The sequence below is a fragment of the Actinacidiphila sp. bgisy167 genome (assembly GCF_057707665.1).
On the sequence record NZ_JBYIQP010000113.1, the window covers coordinates 1 to 15,291 of the forward strand.

The following is a 15,291-nucleotide window of genomic DNA, read 5'->3' on the forward strand; positions in this document are numbered from 1 at the left end:
ATCGACGAGTACGGCGTGCAACTGGTCATTGCGGCCGGCAACAGCGGCCCCGGCGCCAACACCATCGGCGACCCCGGCCTGGCCGACAAGGTCCTGAGCGTCGGCGCCACCATCTCCAAGGAGACGTGGGCGGCCAACTACGGCTCGCAGGTGACCAAGGCGTACGACATCATGCCCTTCTCCTCGCGCGGCCCGCGTGAGGACGGCGGCTTCGCGCCGCTCATCTCCGCGCCGGGCGCCTCCATCAACACCATCCCGACCTGGGAGCCGGGCGGAGCGGTTTCCGAGGCCGGCTACAGCCTTCCCCCCGGCTACGCCATGCTGCAGGGCACCTCGATGGCCTCCCCGCAGGCGGCCGGCGCCTCCGCGCTGCTGCTGTCCGCGGCCAAGCAGGCCCGCATCCCGCTGAGCCCGCTGACCCTGCGCACCGCGCTCACCAGCTCGGCGCACACGATCAAGGACGTCCCTGCGTACGCGCAGGGCTCCGGCCTGATCGACATCGTGGACGCCTGGCGCCTGATCAAGGACGGCGCCACCGCCCACGGCTACACCGTCAAGGCCCCGGTCTCCACGGCCCTCGCGCAGGACCTGGAGACCCCGGGCTTCGGTACCGGCATCTACGATCGCGAGGGCGGCCTGAAGGCCGGTCAGACCAAGACGTACGACGTCACCATCACCCGCACCTCCGGCCCGAACCGCTCCGTCCGGCACGACCTGAAGTGGGTCAACGGCGACGGCACGTTCCGCTTCGCCGACCACGGCCCGGTGTCGCTGCCGCTGAACAAGCCGGTGACCGTGCGCGTCACGGCCAAGCCCGGCTCGACCGGTCTGCACAGCGCGATCCTGACGGTCGACGACCCGGCGACGCCCGGTGTCGACCAGCAGATCCTCAACACCGTGGTCGTCGCCCTGCCGCAGGTCAAGCCGTCGTACGCGGTCAAGGCCTCCGGCTCGGTGCAGCGCAACGGCACGCGGTCCTACTTCGTGACCGTCCCCGAGGGCGCCAAGACGCTCGAGATCACGATGGACGGCCTGGCCACCGACAGCCAGACCCGCTTCATCGCGATCAACCCGTGGGGTGTCCCGGCCGACGACACGGCCTCGAACCTGTGCTACCCGCACTACAACCCCGCCAACACGTGCCGTCCCGACGTGCGCTCCTACGCCGACCCCATCCCGGGCGTGTGGGAGATCGAGGTCGAGGCGCGTCGTACCTCGCCGGTGCTGGACAACCCGTACAAGGTGACCGCGACCGCGCTCGGCGTCTCCTTCGCTCCCGAGCCCCTGACCGTCGACGAGGTCACGGTCGGCACCGCCGCGCCGCTCTCCTGGAGGGTCACCAACGGCTACGCCCCGATCCAGGGCAAGCTCCAGGGCGGCGCGCTCGGCTCCGTGGCGGCGTCGCGCAAGACGATCGCCCAGGGTGAGAGCGTCATCAGCACGGTCGTCGTCCCCCAGGGCGCGTCCCACCTGGACGTCGCCATCGGCGGCACCTCCGACATCTCCGCCGACCTCGACCTGACCGTGCTCCTCGGCGACGAGGTGGTCGCCCAGTCCGCGGACGGCGACTCGGAGGAGGCAGTGAGCATCCCGAACCCGGCGGCCGGTACGTACACCGTCGTGGTGGACGGCTACTCGGTCCCGGCCGGCACCACGGAGTACGCCTACCGCGACGTCTACTACGCGGCGATGCTCGGCTCGGTGTCCGTCGACGAGGGGGCGGTCGTTCCGCTGGCCAACGGCGCCTCCGCGAACGTCACGGCGAAGCTCCTGGTCGCGGCGCCGGCTCCCGAGGGACGACGGCTCTTCGGCGAGGTGCGGCTGCTCAACGCCGACGGCACCGCTGCCGGCGCCGGCACCGTGCAGATCGGCAAGATCAACGCGGGCTGACCCGTAGCCGTCTGATCCCGCCCTTCCTCTTCGGCCGCTCCGCGGGGGCGGGGCGGGTCGCGCCGGCACGGAAACCGGCGGGGCCGGGGGCGGCGCCGCCACTGCCGCGCCGTACGGGCTGATCGGTCCTCAGTCCGTTGTCCACGGGGGCCGTTCGGCATCCGCGCGCGGCGCGGTGACCCGCAACCGGACACGCCGGCCACGCCGCCGCCGGTTCTGCACCGGCCGGGCGCCGCGCCTCCGCGGCACCGCCGTCGCCTTTCCGCGCCCCCGCGGCCGCGGGACGTGTCTCCTGAGGGAGGACCCCGACCGGGGCCTCGGACGGGGTCCGCTCCGGATGCGCCATCCGGGTGATTGTGATGTGCTGGGTCTGTTGATGACGGCCCGGCATCCGTGAGACGGGCGCCTCGGGCCCCGGCCATCCCGCCCCTCTCCAGGGGGCCGGTGATCCGCGCTCCCTCGTAGGCACCGTCGTGTGCCCGGTGCCTCGGGAGCGCCGGCCACGACCGGTCCGATCCACTCGACCAGAGGTGGACCCCATGGCTCCGGCCCCGACGTTCGCCGCAGGAACGCCCGCCGCTCCCGCCGAGGGAGCCGTCCCCTGCCCGACGGCGGGCGTCGCGGTGCGGTGCCGGGCGAGTCGCCGTCCTGCCGGAACCGGCGGTACGGCGTGATGACCTCCGGCAGCCCCCTGATCCTCGTGACCGGCGCCGCCGGGAGCGTGGGAGCGGTCGGGCACACCACCGTCTCGCTGCTGAGGGAACGCGGCTTTTCCGTACGGGCCTTCGTCCGCCGGGAGGACGAGCGGGCGGCGCTGCTGCGGGCCACCGGCGCGGAGGTCTTCGCCGGCGACCTGACCAGGAGCGCGGACGTCGTCCGGGCCCTGGAGGGATGCGGCCGGATGTACTTCGGCATGGGCGTGTCGGCGCAGTACCTGCAGGCCGCCGCGACGGCGGCCGCCGTGGCCCGCGCCCTCGGCGGCCTTGACGTCCTGGTCGACATGTCGCAGATGACGGTCTCCGAGATGGACCTCACCAGCACGGGCGAGTCGAAGCAGCAGTGGCAGCAGTGGCTGGCGGAGCAGGTCTTCGACTGGTCCGGGGTCCCGGTGTGCCACATCCGGCCGACGGTCTTCATGGAGAACCCGCTCTTCCTCGGGATCGGCTTCCGCTCGATCGCCCGCGACGGCACGATCCGCCTGCCCTTCGGCGGGGGACGGACCTCGCCCGTCGCCGCCTGGGACGTCGCCGAGGTCGTCGCGACGGTGCTGGCGGACCCGGCGCCGCACATCGGCCGCGTCCATGAACTGACGGGGGCGAAGTCGCGCGACATGGCCGCGATCGCCGCCGAGTTCAGCGAGGCGCTGGGGCGGACGGTGCGCTACGTGGACGTACCGTACGAGCAGTGGATCCGGGAGCTGGACGCCCTGGGACTCCCCGACCACGTACGGCAGCACATCGCCACCATGGCGCGCCTCCACGCGGCGAACCGCTACGACCGCGTGACCGACGACATCAGGGAGATCCTGGGCCGCCCGGCCTCAGGCGTCCCTGAGCTGATCCGCCGATACCCCGAGGTCTTCGGCTGACGGCTCGGCGTGGTGCGGCGGCGCCCCGGGTCGTCGCCGTGATCCGTCCTTGCCCTGCCGGGTCGTTCGGACAGCCGCACGCGGCGCGAAGCCCGGCCGTCACGCCGAAACGGTTGTGAGTCGTGGCGGCTACCGACGGGTGACGTGCCGACGTTCCCGGCCGTCCGCCGGTGCCCGGCTCTTGGAAGCTCGCCAAATGAGACGACCTCTAACTCTTTGGCCACGGCCTTGACCTGCTTGGTCAGACGAGTGGTGCGTCGCTGGTATCGCTCCAGCACGCCGGGCACCTGTTCACGGAAGGTGTGGCGGCAGCCTCGCGTGGGGCACACCAGACGCCGAACCCGTACACGGACCACCACCCGTCGCCCGTCGACCGGAACGTCGGCGACCGTCCGCCAGTGATAGCCGTGCACCCGTCCCGACGAGGCCCCGCACACCTGGCAGACCGCAGTGTCCAGCGGCGTCCGGGCCCGCACCACAATCCGCTCACCCTCGTCGGCCACATCCTCCACGACCAGCGGAGACAGACCCGAAAACACCATCTGCACAAGCTCGTTGACATTCATCACATGAAAATCAACGACCCTCACAACTCTCCGTCACCACACCGAATGTGCGACAGAGCCGAACGACGGACACCCCTGTCGAGGTCGAACGGCAACGTCGAACGAGAACGGCGGTTTACTGCGGACAGATCTCTATGGGTTCTCCCTTCTCGCTTCCGATGGAGATCCTGACCCTGTGGTCGAGGGTGTTGGCGAGCCGTTGGGCGATCATCATCCAGACGACGAGTCCTTCGGCGGGGGTGGTCACCAGGATGTCAATGTTCTCCATGCCCCAGCCTGGGGTGTGGGCGATTTTCTGCCGGATCGCCTCGGCGGCCCGTCGGGTCGCGGTGGTGACCGCCGCTTCCAGGGTCGGGCTGTCCGCCGTGGCCTGAAGGGTTTCCGCCACATCCCTGTCCATGCCCGCGATCTCCTGCGCGACGAACCGTGCCGGGTAACGGATCACCTCCAGCGGGAGCCCCACCCCGGGGCGGCCCGTCGCTATCGCGACGGTCTCCTCGGCGAAGGGCACGACCGGTTTCCACTGGTACCGCCTCGGCCCCGGATTCAGCTGATCTTGAACGCTCGCGAAGGAGTCATTTTGAGCAGCAAACTCTGTGGTTCCTGCGTCGTCTACTACTGGAGCACCACGGTCTCTGTCGGTGTCCACGCCAAAGGTGGAACCCGCCAGGTCACCTCTCAGTGTCGAATCGACATCCTCCAGCAGGTTCCCTTCTGCGGTGCCCCGCATGAAGGGGTTGTCGCTGACCGTCTCTTCGGCGAGATCGTGAGGCCCGGATGAGCTGGTGGTGACGAGGTTTTGCGTGATCAGTGCACGGCGGGACCCGCCTCCGTCATCTTGACCGGATGATGACTGGACCTGGTCCCGCTCGAAGCCCCTTCGGTTGGATTTGGCTATGGCATCTGCCAACACATTGGGAACGTCAGCCCAACCCGGAAACCTTCGGCCAGTCGCCGCATGGTAGACGCCGCGAGCAAATGTTACGCAATTGTAAGCAGAGGGCCCGGCAAGTACATACCTGTTGTGAATATGGTCTCGAATATAATCCAGGGACCTTTCCATATCTGCCGCGCTTATTTTGGTCGCGATGGTCTGCCTGGGCATACTCCAATCCTTGATGACGGCCCCTGCCGTTCCCTTGATGACCGTCAGGGCCGAGACATTCTCACCCAGCGCCTCGGCTGCCGGCCAGAAGCCGAGGGCCTCCCTCTCCCCACCGGGCAGAACGAACTCAACCCACCCGTGCCCCACCTCTCCACTCGCAAAACGAACGGAGGGGATGGGAGCCTCCGCTTTGGCATGAAGGAGGAGTGAGATGTTCGGCACCTCCCGCGCGGCGGACGGTACTGTTCGGAGATATCTTTGGAGAATGGATGTGTCCATATCGTAAGCGGAAGCCACCCACCACCTCTGAGGCGAATCCGACTCCCATGGAGCGGCCCTCCGTCGCTGATCTCGCGACAGGCTCCCCCGAGACATGGGTGCAGTTATTGAATTCTCATCGATTTCATCCTGGATGAACTGCCGAAGATCTTCTACGATTTCCCATCTGGCACTTCCGTCGACTTTGCTCTCTTTCCAATTCGATATTGCCGTTCGCGCAAGCAGAAGAGTTTCACGGCTAGGGTCGGAGGAGAGGTTATGTACCGCTTCATCGATCTGCCTAAAAGCCGCCGACCGGCGCGTCCGCGGCATGGTGGAGACTTTCAGCCAGTCGGTGATCAATTTATTTCCGGATATTCTCCGCAAACTGGAGGGAGTAAGGCTGGGCAGCGGAGTCAAGGCCACGTCGCCGTACTCTCCAGGCGCCACCCCTTCAGCAGATGACCCTGCCTGGTCCGCGATGGAACTAGGTGCGTCGAGGAAAGCCATCGGTGGTTTTACCGGTCTGTGCGCGGCGCGCTGAACGCGTAGCCCGATCTGTGGTCCGCCATCACTGAGATCTGGGACGGCGCGACCCGCACGTTCCTCGCGGATTCCAAAATCCCTGCCAGGCCAGGCGTCGCCGTCCAAATCCTCGTGCAGAATCGTTCCGACAGCCGGCTTGCTCGCCGCGGGTTCTACCGGCTCGACGGCGGACGCACTATCCGTAGTGAGTGGGCTGCTCGCCTCAGCAGTGGGTCCAGGCGCATGGATCGCCTGAGCAAGCAGGCGCGGATACACCTCGGCCAGCAACTGTTGCGCCCTCAGCACCGCAGCATCAAGCGCCGCCCCGTCCAGGTGCCGCGCCAGGTCCTCCACCAGCGGAAAACATTCCTGCCCTTCACTGGTACCTGTGCTGAGTGGGCTCATCGCTCACCACGCCCTCTTTATTCACATGACGCCAGCCCTCGCGGGGACAGACTGGCGACTCCTGGACAGCTGGCCACACGCGTTACCAGCTCGGGGTCCGACCTCGGGTGTTCAGCCGAGTATGCCGACCTGAGGTCGTATGAGGAAAAGGTGCCCCTGAACTGCAACGCTGCGAGTGTCTAGATCGTATCGGCTGCGATAACAAGTGCACCTTCTCGGTGGGCGAACGTACAGGGTGAGCTGCACTGATCTTCGTTGGAGTCCCTGAAGTCTGGGATTGTTACGGTCCAGGCGTAAAGGAGAACTATCAGCAGTGCCAGCACCCCGTAAGTACCCCGACGAACTGCGCGAGCGCGCCGTGCGTGAGGTCCGCTCGACCGGTCGTCCCGTTGCGCATGTCGCCCGTGACCTCGGCATCCACAAGGAGGCCTTGCGCTCCTGGGTCCGCCAGGCCGAGGCAGACGCCGGTGAGCGCGACGACAGGCTGACCACCGCCGACCACGAGGAACTGAAGCAACTCCGCAAAGAAGTAGCGGAGTTGAGGTGGGCGAGCGAGATCCTCAAAGCCGCGAGCGCGTTTTTTGCGGCCGAACTCGACCATCCCCGGACGAGGCCGACCAGGTGATCGAGCACCTTAACCCGCCGGACCACTTGCGCATCCGGCGACTGGTGTCCCAGGCCTTCACCCCGCGCCGGGTCGCGGACCTGCGTGAGCCGGTCCGCCGAACCGCCGCCGAACTCCTCGACGCCGTCGCCCCCGAGGGCCGCGCGGACCTGATCGCCGCCTATGCCGCGCCCCTGCCGATCCGGGTGATCTGCGATCTGCTCGGGGTCGTCCCGGACGACCGCCACGACTTCCGGGGCTGGACGGACGCCCTGGTCGCCCCGGACCCGGCGCGTCCCTCCGCGGCGAAGGAGGCGACCGCCGCCATGCTCGCGTACTTCGGGCAGCTCATCGAGCACAAGCGCGCCCGCCCCGGGGACGACCTGCTCTCCGCGATGATCGCCGCCCGCGACGACGGCGACCGGCTCAGCGAGGACGAACTGATGTCGCTGACCTTCCTCGTCCTGTTCGCCGGTTACGAGAACACGGTGCACCTCATCGGCAACGCCGTCCTGGCGCTGCTGACGCACCCCGGGCAGTTGGCCGCCCTGCGGGCCGAGCCGGACCGGACGGCTGCGGCGGTCGAGGAACTGACGCGCTGGGACGGTCCGGCGCCGCTGGCCATCCGGCGCTTCCCGCTGGAGGACGTACGCCTTGGCGGCGTCACCATCCCCGCCGGCGAGACGGTGCTGCTGTCACTGGCCGCCGCCAACCGCGACCCCGCCCGCTTCCCCGAGCCCGACCGGCTCGACCTCGACCGCTCCGACACCGGGCACCTCGGCCTCGGGCACGGCATCCACTACTGCCTCGGGGCGCCCCTGGCCCGACTGGAGACCGAGGTCGCGCTCCGCGAACTGCTGCCCCGCTTCCCCCGGCTCGCCCTCGACGCGGACCCCGCCGAGCTGCGGTGGCGCCCCTCGATGCGCAGCCGCGGCCTGCTCGCCCTGCCGGTCCGCTTCTGACCTGGGGTACGGGAGCGGGCCGGCAGACCCCGGACGGGTTCACCGCCGGGCGGCCACGGTCGCAGCCCCGGCCACCACCAGCGAGCACGCGGTGGCCGCGCCGAGGGCGACCGGCGGTGCGACGTGCAGGACCAGGACGCCCCCGGTTACGGCGCCGGTCACCAGGGCGGCCACGCTCAGGGCCTGGCGTGCGGCCACCCGCCGGTCGTGCGCCACGGTGAAGGTGTCGCCGATCAGCCCGACCAGGGTGCGGGTCATCACCGTCGTGGTCAGCCCGGCGAGGCCGACGCGTCCGGCCATGGCGTTCTGGATGCCCATCGCCACCGCGCAAATCAGCACCAGGCCGCTGCGCGATCCGTCCAGGGCGTGCAGCGCCGTGGCCGAGGCGAGCAGCACGGTCTGGCACAGGGTGGCGGCGCTCACCAGCACGAGGAGGGGGCTCAGCCGTGTCAGCACCGTCCGGCAGAAGACGATGCCCAAGGTGAAGCCGCCGAGGGCCACGAGGGAGATGACGACGGAGAACCGGGCCGCCCCGGCCAGGCCGAGGCTGACGAAGACCAGGTTGCCCGTCATGTTCGCCACGAAGACGTGGCCGAGGCTGAGGATGCTCACGGCGTCCACCAGTCCGCTGAGGACGGTGAGGACCAGGAGCAGCACGGTCAGCAGACGCTCCTGGTCCTCCTCCGGGATACCGCTCATGGCCGTCCGCCTTCCCAGGTCCGTGCCGCTCCTGGTCAGGATGCACCCGGCCGGACCCGGGAGCAGACTTGTGCGTGTCCGCCCGGGCCGGCGCGCCCCGACACGAAGGAGGGCGGTGATGGCGCAACCGCTGCCGCAGCCGGTGCTGAGCCCGCTCACCACGTCCGCGATCTTCCTGGTGGTGACGGTCGACCCCGGCGGGGAGACCGTCGTACGGGATCTGCTGGAGGACCTGTCCGGTCTGCAGCGCTCGGTCGGCTTCGGCACGCCGGAGGGGCGGCTCAGTTGCGTCGCGGGGGTGGGCTCGAACGTGTGGGGCCGCCTCTTCGCCGCGCCCCGCCCCGCCGAACTGCGTCCCTTCGCGGAGTTGACCGGCCCCCGCCATCAGGCCCCCGCCACCCCGGGCGATCTGCTCTTCCACATCCGGGCCGCCCGGCAGGACCTGTGCTTCGCCCTGGCCTCCCTGGTGATGGACCGGCTGCGCGGCCATGTCACGGTCCGTGACGAGGTGCACGGCTTCAAGTACCGCGACATCCGCGACCTGCTCGGGTTCGTCGACGGCACCGAGAACCCGGAGGGCCAGGAGGCGACCGACGCGGTCCTCGTCGGCGACGAGGACCCCGACTTCCGTTGCGGCAGCTATGTGATCGTGCAGAAGTACCTGCACGACCTCGACGCCTGGAACGCCCTGCCGGTGGAGGCGCAGGAGCGGGTGATCGGCCGCAGCAAGCTGGACAACGTCGAGATGGACGACGACGTGAAGCCGGCCGACTCCCATGTCGCCCTGACCACGATCGTCGAACCGGACGGCACCGAGCGGCAGATCCTCCGGGACAACATGCCCTTCGGCCGGGTGGGCACCGCCGAGTTCGGGACGTACTTCATCGGCTACGCCCGGACCCCCGAGGTCACCGAGCGGATGCTGCGGAACATGTTCCTCGGTGACGGGCAGGCGAGCCACGACCGGATCCTGGACTTCTCCCGGGCCGTGACCGGCACGCTGTTCTTCGTTCCCTCCGCCGACTTCCTGGACGACCTTCCCGATCCCCCCGCCGTCGCGGCCGTCCCGGCCGCGAAGTCGCTGGGCATCGGCGACCTGAGGAAGACCGTCACATCATGAACAATCTGCACCGGGAACTCGCGCCGATCTCCGAGGCCGCCTGGGACGACCTGGAGGAGGAGGCGCGGCGCACCTTCAAGCGCCATGTCGCGGCCCGCCGGATCGTCGATGTGCCCGAGGCCGCGGGCCCCGAGCTCGCCGGGGTCAACACCGGCCACCTCGACCCGGTCGAGGCGCCTCACGAGGACGTCCTCGCCCGCGTGCGCCGCGCGCAGCCGCTCGTCGAGTTGCGCGTGCCCTTCACGGTCGACCGCGGCGAGGTGGACCTCGTGGAGCGCGGCGCCCAGGACGCGGACTGGCAGCCGGTGAAGGACGCCGCGCGGCGCATCGCCTTCACGGAGGACCGGGCGGTCTTCGAGGGGTACGCGGCGGCCGGCATCGCGGGCATCCGCGCGAGCGCCTCGAACCCGCCGCTGCGCCTGCCCGAGGACGTGCGCGACTACCCCGACGCCGTCAGCCAGGCCGTCTCCGCGCTCCGCCTCGCGGGCGTCGGCGGCCCCTACACGCTCGCGCTGAGCGCCGACGCGTACACGGCCGTCAACGAGACCTCCCACTACGGCTACCCGATCCACGCCCACCTGGCCCGGCTCCTGGACGGGGAGATCGTGTGGGCGCCCGCCATCGACGGCGCGTTCCTGCTCTCCACCCGGGGCGGGGACTTCGAGCTGCGCATCGGGGATGACGTGTCCATCGGCTACCTGTCGCACGACGACACGAGCGTGCGGCTGTACTTCCAGGAGACCCTCACCTTCCTGGTGCACACGGCGGAGGCCGCGGTCGCGCTCACTGCCGCGTGACGGTGGACGGTTGCGGCGGCTGTGGCGACGAGGCGCAGGGGGAAGGCCGGCGGGTGACGGGCGCGCGGCGCGGGTACGTGCCCGTTATGACCGGAAAGCACAGGAAGACATCCCTCTGGCCGCACCGCTCCCCGGCCCGGACCGGCGGACCTGCCCGCCACGCCGCCCCGCGCGGCGAGGACGGCCGGGACCGTGAAGAGCACGCTGCTGAGGACCTCCCGCCCGCGCACGCCCCGGTGGTGCCCGGCACCCACGTGGACGGCACGGAGGCCCCCCACCACCGCGCCTGAGGTCGGCGGCGCGGGGGCACCCGATCGGCGCAGAAGCCCGCGCACCGTCTTCGCGCCGGACCGCAGCATGGGGGCATGACCGTGCCCGCCGTCGTGTCCAGGGTGCTGCAGGCGCTGTTCGTCCGCGGCGGCCGCTCGCTGCACTTCCAGGCGGTGGGATGGGCGACGCTGGTGCTGCTCGCCGCCATGCTGATGGGCTCCTACGCGGTCGTCGCCGTCGAGCGCGGCGCACCCTCGGCGAACCTGACGACCTATCCGCGCGCGCTGTGGTGGTCGGCGGAGACGGCCACGACCGTCGGCTACGGGGACTTCTACCCGGTCACGCCCTGGGGCCGGGTCGTCGCGTGCGCGCTGATGTTCGTCGGGATCACGACGTACGGGATGGTCACCGCCGCCCTCGCGACCTGGTTCGTCGGCCGCGAGCAGCAGCGGCAGCGCCGCCTGGCGCGGGCGCTGCGCGACGAGGCGGCGCGCGGGGAGCGGTGGGCGGGGGAGGAGGCGGAACTCCTGCACGCCCGCTTCGACCGGTTGGAGCGGCTGATCGCGGCGGGGGGCGGCGGGACGCACCGCGAGGGCGGGCCCGCGGACGCCTGAGCCCTCGGGCGCCCTGTCCCCGCGGACGCCGGTCCCCGCGGACGCCTGAGCCCGAGGCGATCCGGGCCCCGGACTCCCGGGCCGGAGGGGCGGGTCGCGCCCGGGGACGAGGCCCCGGACAACGGCCTTTGATCCCCGCTGCGGAGGCCTCGCGAAGTGTGCCCCCGTCCGGGTGGAGCGGGCGGGGAGGGCGTGACACGTTCCGTCGCCACGGGGACCGATTGTGTGATTATTCGGCCCGCTCGGTTGGAGGTAGTCCCCCCATGAAACCAGTGACGGAACGTCAGCTCGGCGCCCGAGCCGCGGAGGTGCCGAGCCGATGACGATGCACACCGAGAACGAGATCGTCATCGACGCACCCCTGCGGTACGTGTGGCTGCGGACCAACGACGTCGCCGGCTGGCCCACCCTCTTCAGCGAGTACGCCCAGGCCGAGATCATCTCCCAGGAGGGCGACACCACCCGCTTCCGCCTCACGATGCACCCCGACGAGAAGGGCCGCGTCTGGTCGTGGGTGTCCGAGCGCACCGCCGACCCGTCCACCCGCACCGTGCGGGCCCGGCGCCTGGAGACCGGCCCGTTCGAGTTCATGAACATCTACTGGCAGTACGAGGAGCTCGGTCCGGAGAGCACCCGCATGCGGTGGCTGCAGGACTTCCGGATGAAGGTGGACGCGCCCGTGGACGACGAGGGCATGCGGCAGCGCATCAACAACAACTCCCGCGTCCAGCTGCAGTTGATCAAGGACCGGCTGGAGTCCCGCAGGATCCGTCCCGTCGGCACCCTGGACACCCCCGCGGACACCCGCCGCGGCGGCGACATCCGCACCCTGCTGACCACCGCCTCGGTCGGCACGACGGACGGGTTCTGCGGCATGGTCACCGTCGGCCCGGGCGAGGCCGTCGCCGAGCACTACCACCCGCACTCGCAGGAGCAACTGGTCGTCGTGGAGGGCGAGCTGCGGGTCGACCTCGACGGCTCGCCGCGCAGCGTCGCCGCCGACGAGGCGCTGCTCGTCCCGCGCGGGGTCCGCCACCGGCTGGTGAACACCTCCGGAGCCGTGGCCCGCGCCGTGTTCTTCCTGGCCCCGCTCGCCCCGCGCCCCGAGCTGGGGCACGTCGACACCGAGACCCGTGAGCAGGCGGCCGCCCTCGCCCGGGCCGCCGCCGCGGACCCGGCGGCGGAGGGCCCGGCGCCGGGCCGCGAGCTGGTCGACCGGTGACCGCAGGCCGTACCGCGCGCAGGGTGGTGGTGACGGGCGTGGGAGCCGTCGCCGCGGGCGGCATCGGGCGGGAGGCGTTCTGGCGGCGGATCGTCGGGGGCAGGCCGGCCATCCGCCGGATCACCCGCTTCGACCCCTCGCGGTACCGTTCGCGGATCGCCGCCGAGGTCGACTTCGACCCCGTCGCGGCCGGGTTGACCCCCCGGGAGACCCGGCGCAACAGCCGGTTCGCCCAGTTCGCGCTCGCCGCCGCGGCCGAGGCGCTCGCGGACAGCGGGGTGCGCACGCAGGACGAGGACGGCGACCGCGTCGGGGTCTGCCTCGGCACCGCCGTCGGCGCCACCGCCGCCCCGCGGGACGAGGCCGCCGTCGCCCCCGCCGCCTGCGCAGGCCCAGGCCGGCACGCGGAGGCCGCCGCCGACGACGCCATGCCGTCGGTCCACCGGGCGACGCACCCCTCCTCGGCCGCCGCCGAACTCTCGCTCCGGCACGGTCTGCACGGTCCGTCCTCGGTGGTCTCCACCGGTTGCACCTCCGGCGTCGACGCGATCGGCTGCGCCTTCCGGACGCTCAGCGACGGCGAGGCGGACGTCATGCTGGCGGGTGCGGCCGAGGCGCCCATCTCCCCGGTCACGGCGGCCTGCTTCGACGCGATCGGCGCCACCACCGCCTTCACCGGCGACCCCGCGCTGACACCGGCGCCCTTCGACGCCCGGCGCGACGGCTTCGTCCTCGGCGAGGGCGGCGCCATGCTCGTACTGGAGGAACTGGGGCACGCGCGCGCCCGGGGCGCGTCCGTCTACTGCGAGGTCCGCGGCTGGGACAACCGGACGGGCGCCTACCACATGACCGGTCTGCGCCCCGACGGCTACGACCTGAGCGAGGCGATCATCTCCGCCATGTCGGAGGCCGCCATCGTCCCCGAGCAGCTCGACTGGATCAGTGCCCACGGCGCGGGCACGGTGCAGGGCGACCGCTACGAGACCGCCGCGTACAAGCGCGCCCTCGGCGAGTACGCGAGCAAGGTCCCGGTGAGCTCCGTCAAGTCCGTCATCGGCCACTGCCTCGGCGCGGCGGGCGCCCTGGAGATGGCCGCCTGCGCCCTCGCCGTCCGGCGGGGGGTGATCCCGCCGACCGCCAACCTGCTGCGCCCTGACCCGCGGTGCGACCTCGACTACACGCCCGTCCTGGCCCGTGAGCGGCGTGTGCGGCACGCGCTGTCGGTGTCCTGCGGGCTCGGCGGTTTCCACTCGGCGATGGTCTTCTCGGCCCTGGAAACGGACGAAGAACGGGAGGCGGGGGCATGACCACACGCGCGGTCCTCAGCGGGCTCGGGGTCGTCGCCCCCACCGGCGTCGGCGCCCGCCCCTACTGGCGGGCCACCGTCGCAGGGCGCAACGGCATCCGGTCCGTCGGGGGACGGGACGCGAACCGCTCTCCGGCGATGCTGGCAGGGCAGGTCACCGGCTTCGACGCGGCCCGCTGGATCGACGACGAGCTCCGCGCCGAGACCGACCGCCGGACCTGGTTCGCGCTGGCCGCGGCCGAGATGGCGCTGGCCGACGCGGCGCTGCGGCCCGCCGACCACCCCCCGTTCCACCTGTCGGTGGTCACCTCCAGCGGCTCCGGCGGCGACGCGTCAGGCGGGCCGGAGACCCGCTCCGCCGAGATCCGTTCCCCGCAGGCGCGGCGGCCCGGCACCCGCCAGTCCATCGCCTGGTTCCATGCGGCCGGCGCGGCCCAGATCTCCATCCGGCACGGCCTGACCGGCGGCGGCGTCGTCGTCGACGCGGACGGCGCGGGAGGCCTGGACGCGCTCAAACACGCCTGGCGGCTGCTGCGGCGCGGCGGCAAGGCCGTGATCGTCGGCGGCACCGAGGCGCCCCTGACGCCCTCCGCGCCCGCCTGCCGGTCCCTCCCGCCCACCGCGCACCGCGGCACCGACCCCGACCGGGCCTATCTGCCCTTCAGCCCGCACGCCTCGGGCTTCGTCCCCGGGGAGGGCGGCGCCCTGATGGTCCTGGAGGAGAAGGCGCACGCCGCGGAGCGCGGAGCACGCGGCTACGCCGAGCTGCTCGGCCACGCCGCGACCCACGACGCCCACGACCACGCCGCCCCCGCCCCCGGCGGGGTCCAGCTGGCCCGTGCCGTGACCACCGCACTGGAGCAGGCCGGCCGCGCCCCCGGGGACGTGGACGTGGTCTTCGCCGACGGCGCCGGCGATCCGGCCGGGGACGCGGCCGAGGCGGCGGCGCTCCACCGGGTCTTCGGCGACCGGCTGACGGAAGTCCCGGTGACGGTGCCCAAGGCGGGCTTCGGGCGGCTCGCCTCCGGTGCGGGCGCCCTGGACGCGGTGACCGCCGCCCTCACGCTGCGCACCGGGGTCGTCCCTCCCACCCGCGGCGGCGATCCGCGGGCCGCCCGCGAGCGGTACGGCATCCGCCTGGTCACCCGCTGGACGCGGCCGGAACGGCTGACCACCGCCGTGGTGATCGCCCGTGGTGCGGGCGGCTTCAACAGCGCCGTCGTGCTGGGGTCGTTGGACGCGGATTCCGCCTACGAGCGCGGCTAGCGGCGAGCTCGGCGGCTCGGAAGAGCGAGCGGCGGCGGCACCGGACTCCCGCAGGCGGAACCACGAGGGCCCGGGCCCCCGAAAGGCCCTTGGG

11 protein-coding genes and 2 pseudogenes are annotated in these 15,291 nt (G+C 71.5%); 10 read left to right on the top strand and 3 right to left on the bottom strand.

All coding sequences use genetic code 11. The annotated features are described in order from the left end of the window. Both AC3ET4_RS28315 and AC3ET4_RS28320 read left to right on the top strand, forming a co-directional pair. Positions 1 to 1,890, top strand: a 1,890-nt coding sequence (locus AC3ET4_RS28315; protein WP_431954377.1) for a PPC domain-containing protein, incomplete at its 5' end; no start/stop codon positions are given. Between the two features lie 673 nt (positions 1,891 to 2,563). Beyond that, complete coding sequence (locus tag AC3ET4_RS28320) at positions 2,564 to 3,478, top strand: NmrA family NAD(P)-binding protein (RefSeq protein ID WP_431954379.1); 915 nt, start codon at positions 2,564 to 2,566, stop codon at positions 3,476 to 3,478. A 209-nt stretch (positions 3,479 to 3,687) separates the two neighbouring features. On the opposite strand, the pseudogene AC3ET4_RS28325 reads toward AC3ET4_RS28320, so the two are convergent. Both AC3ET4_RS28325 and AC3ET4_RS28330 read right to left on the bottom strand, forming a co-directional pair. Continuing rightward, positions 3,688 to 4,044, bottom strand: a pseudogene (locus tag AC3ET4_RS28325) (transposase family protein); the annotation flags it as partial. 115 nt (positions 4,045 to 4,159) lie between these two features. After that, the gene (locus AC3ET4_RS28330) at positions 4,160 to 6,337 is read right to left on the bottom strand and encodes a hypothetical protein (protein ID WP_431954381.1); all 2,178 of its coding nucleotides are present in this window, start codon (positions 6,335 to 6,337) and stop codon (positions 4,160 to 4,162) included. 313 nt (positions 6,338 to 6,650) lie between these two features. On the opposite strand from AC3ET4_RS28330, the pseudogene AC3ET4_RS28335 reads away from it, so the two are divergent. Both AC3ET4_RS28335 and AC3ET4_RS28340 read left to right on the top strand, forming a co-directional pair. Beyond that, positions 6,651 to 6,941: pseudogene (locus tag AC3ET4_RS28335) on the top strand (transposase); the annotation flags it as partial. A gap of 17 nt (positions 6,942 to 6,958) precedes the next feature. After that, positions 6,959 to 7,903 (top strand): cytochrome P450 family protein, encoded by a 945-nt coding sequence (locus AC3ET4_RS28340; RefSeq protein WP_431954383.1) that lies wholly within the window; start codon positions 6,959 to 6,961, stop codon positions 7,901 to 7,903. Positions 7,904 to 7,942: 39 nt separating this feature from the next. Here AC3ET4_RS28340 and AC3ET4_RS28345 read toward each other — a convergent pair whose 3' ends face one another. Beyond that, complete coding sequence (locus AC3ET4_RS28345; RefSeq protein ID WP_431954385.1) at positions 7,943 to 8,602, bottom strand: YoaK family protein; 660 nt, start codon at positions 8,600 to 8,602, stop codon at positions 7,943 to 7,945. 118 nt (positions 8,603 to 8,720) lie between these two features. Between AC3ET4_RS28345 and AC3ET4_RS28350 the strand changes: the two genes are divergently transcribed. From AC3ET4_RS28350 to AC3ET4_RS28375, 6 genes are all read left to right on the top strand, one after another. Next, the gene (locus AC3ET4_RS28350) at positions 8,721 to 9,722 is read left to right on the top strand and encodes a Dyp-type peroxidase (protein ID WP_431954387.1); all 1,002 of its coding nucleotides are present in this window, start codon (positions 8,721 to 8,723) and stop codon (positions 9,720 to 9,722) included. Further along, positions 9,719 to 10,519 carry a family 1 encapsulin nanocompartment shell protein gene (locus tag AC3ET4_RS28355; RefSeq protein ID WP_431954389.1) on the top strand — a complete coding sequence of 267 codons (801 nt, stop codon included), beginning with the start codon at positions 9,719 to 9,721 and terminating at the stop codon, positions 10,517 to 10,519. Before AC3ET4_RS28350 ends, AC3ET4_RS28355 begins: the two co-directional genes overlap by 4 nt. 365 nt (positions 10,520 to 10,884) lie before the next feature. Beyond that, positions 10,885 to 11,403, top strand: coding sequence for a potassium channel family protein (locus tag AC3ET4_RS28360; RefSeq protein WP_431954391.1), 519 nt, complete (start codon positions 10,885 to 10,887; stop codon positions 11,401 to 11,403). 319 nt (positions 11,404 to 11,722) lie between these two features. Continuing rightward, on the top strand, positions 11,723 to 12,625 hold the full coding sequence (locus tag AC3ET4_RS28365) for a cupin domain-containing protein (protein WP_431954393.1): 903 nt from the start codon (positions 11,723 to 11,725) through the stop codon (positions 12,623 to 12,625). Further along, entirely contained in the window at positions 12,622 to 13,932 is a 1,311-nt protein-coding gene (locus AC3ET4_RS28370) for a beta-ketoacyl-[acyl-carrier-protein] synthase family protein (protein ID WP_431954395.1), read from the top strand. Before AC3ET4_RS28365 ends, AC3ET4_RS28370 begins: the two co-directional genes overlap by 4 nt. Continuing rightward, positions 13,929 to 15,197, top strand: coding sequence for a beta-ketoacyl synthase N-terminal-like domain-containing protein (locus AC3ET4_RS28375; RefSeq protein WP_431954397.1), 1,269 nt, complete (start codon positions 13,929 to 13,931; stop codon positions 15,195 to 15,197). Before AC3ET4_RS28370 ends, AC3ET4_RS28375 begins: the two co-directional genes overlap by 4 nt. Positions 15,198 to 15,291 lie beyond the last annotated feature (94 nt).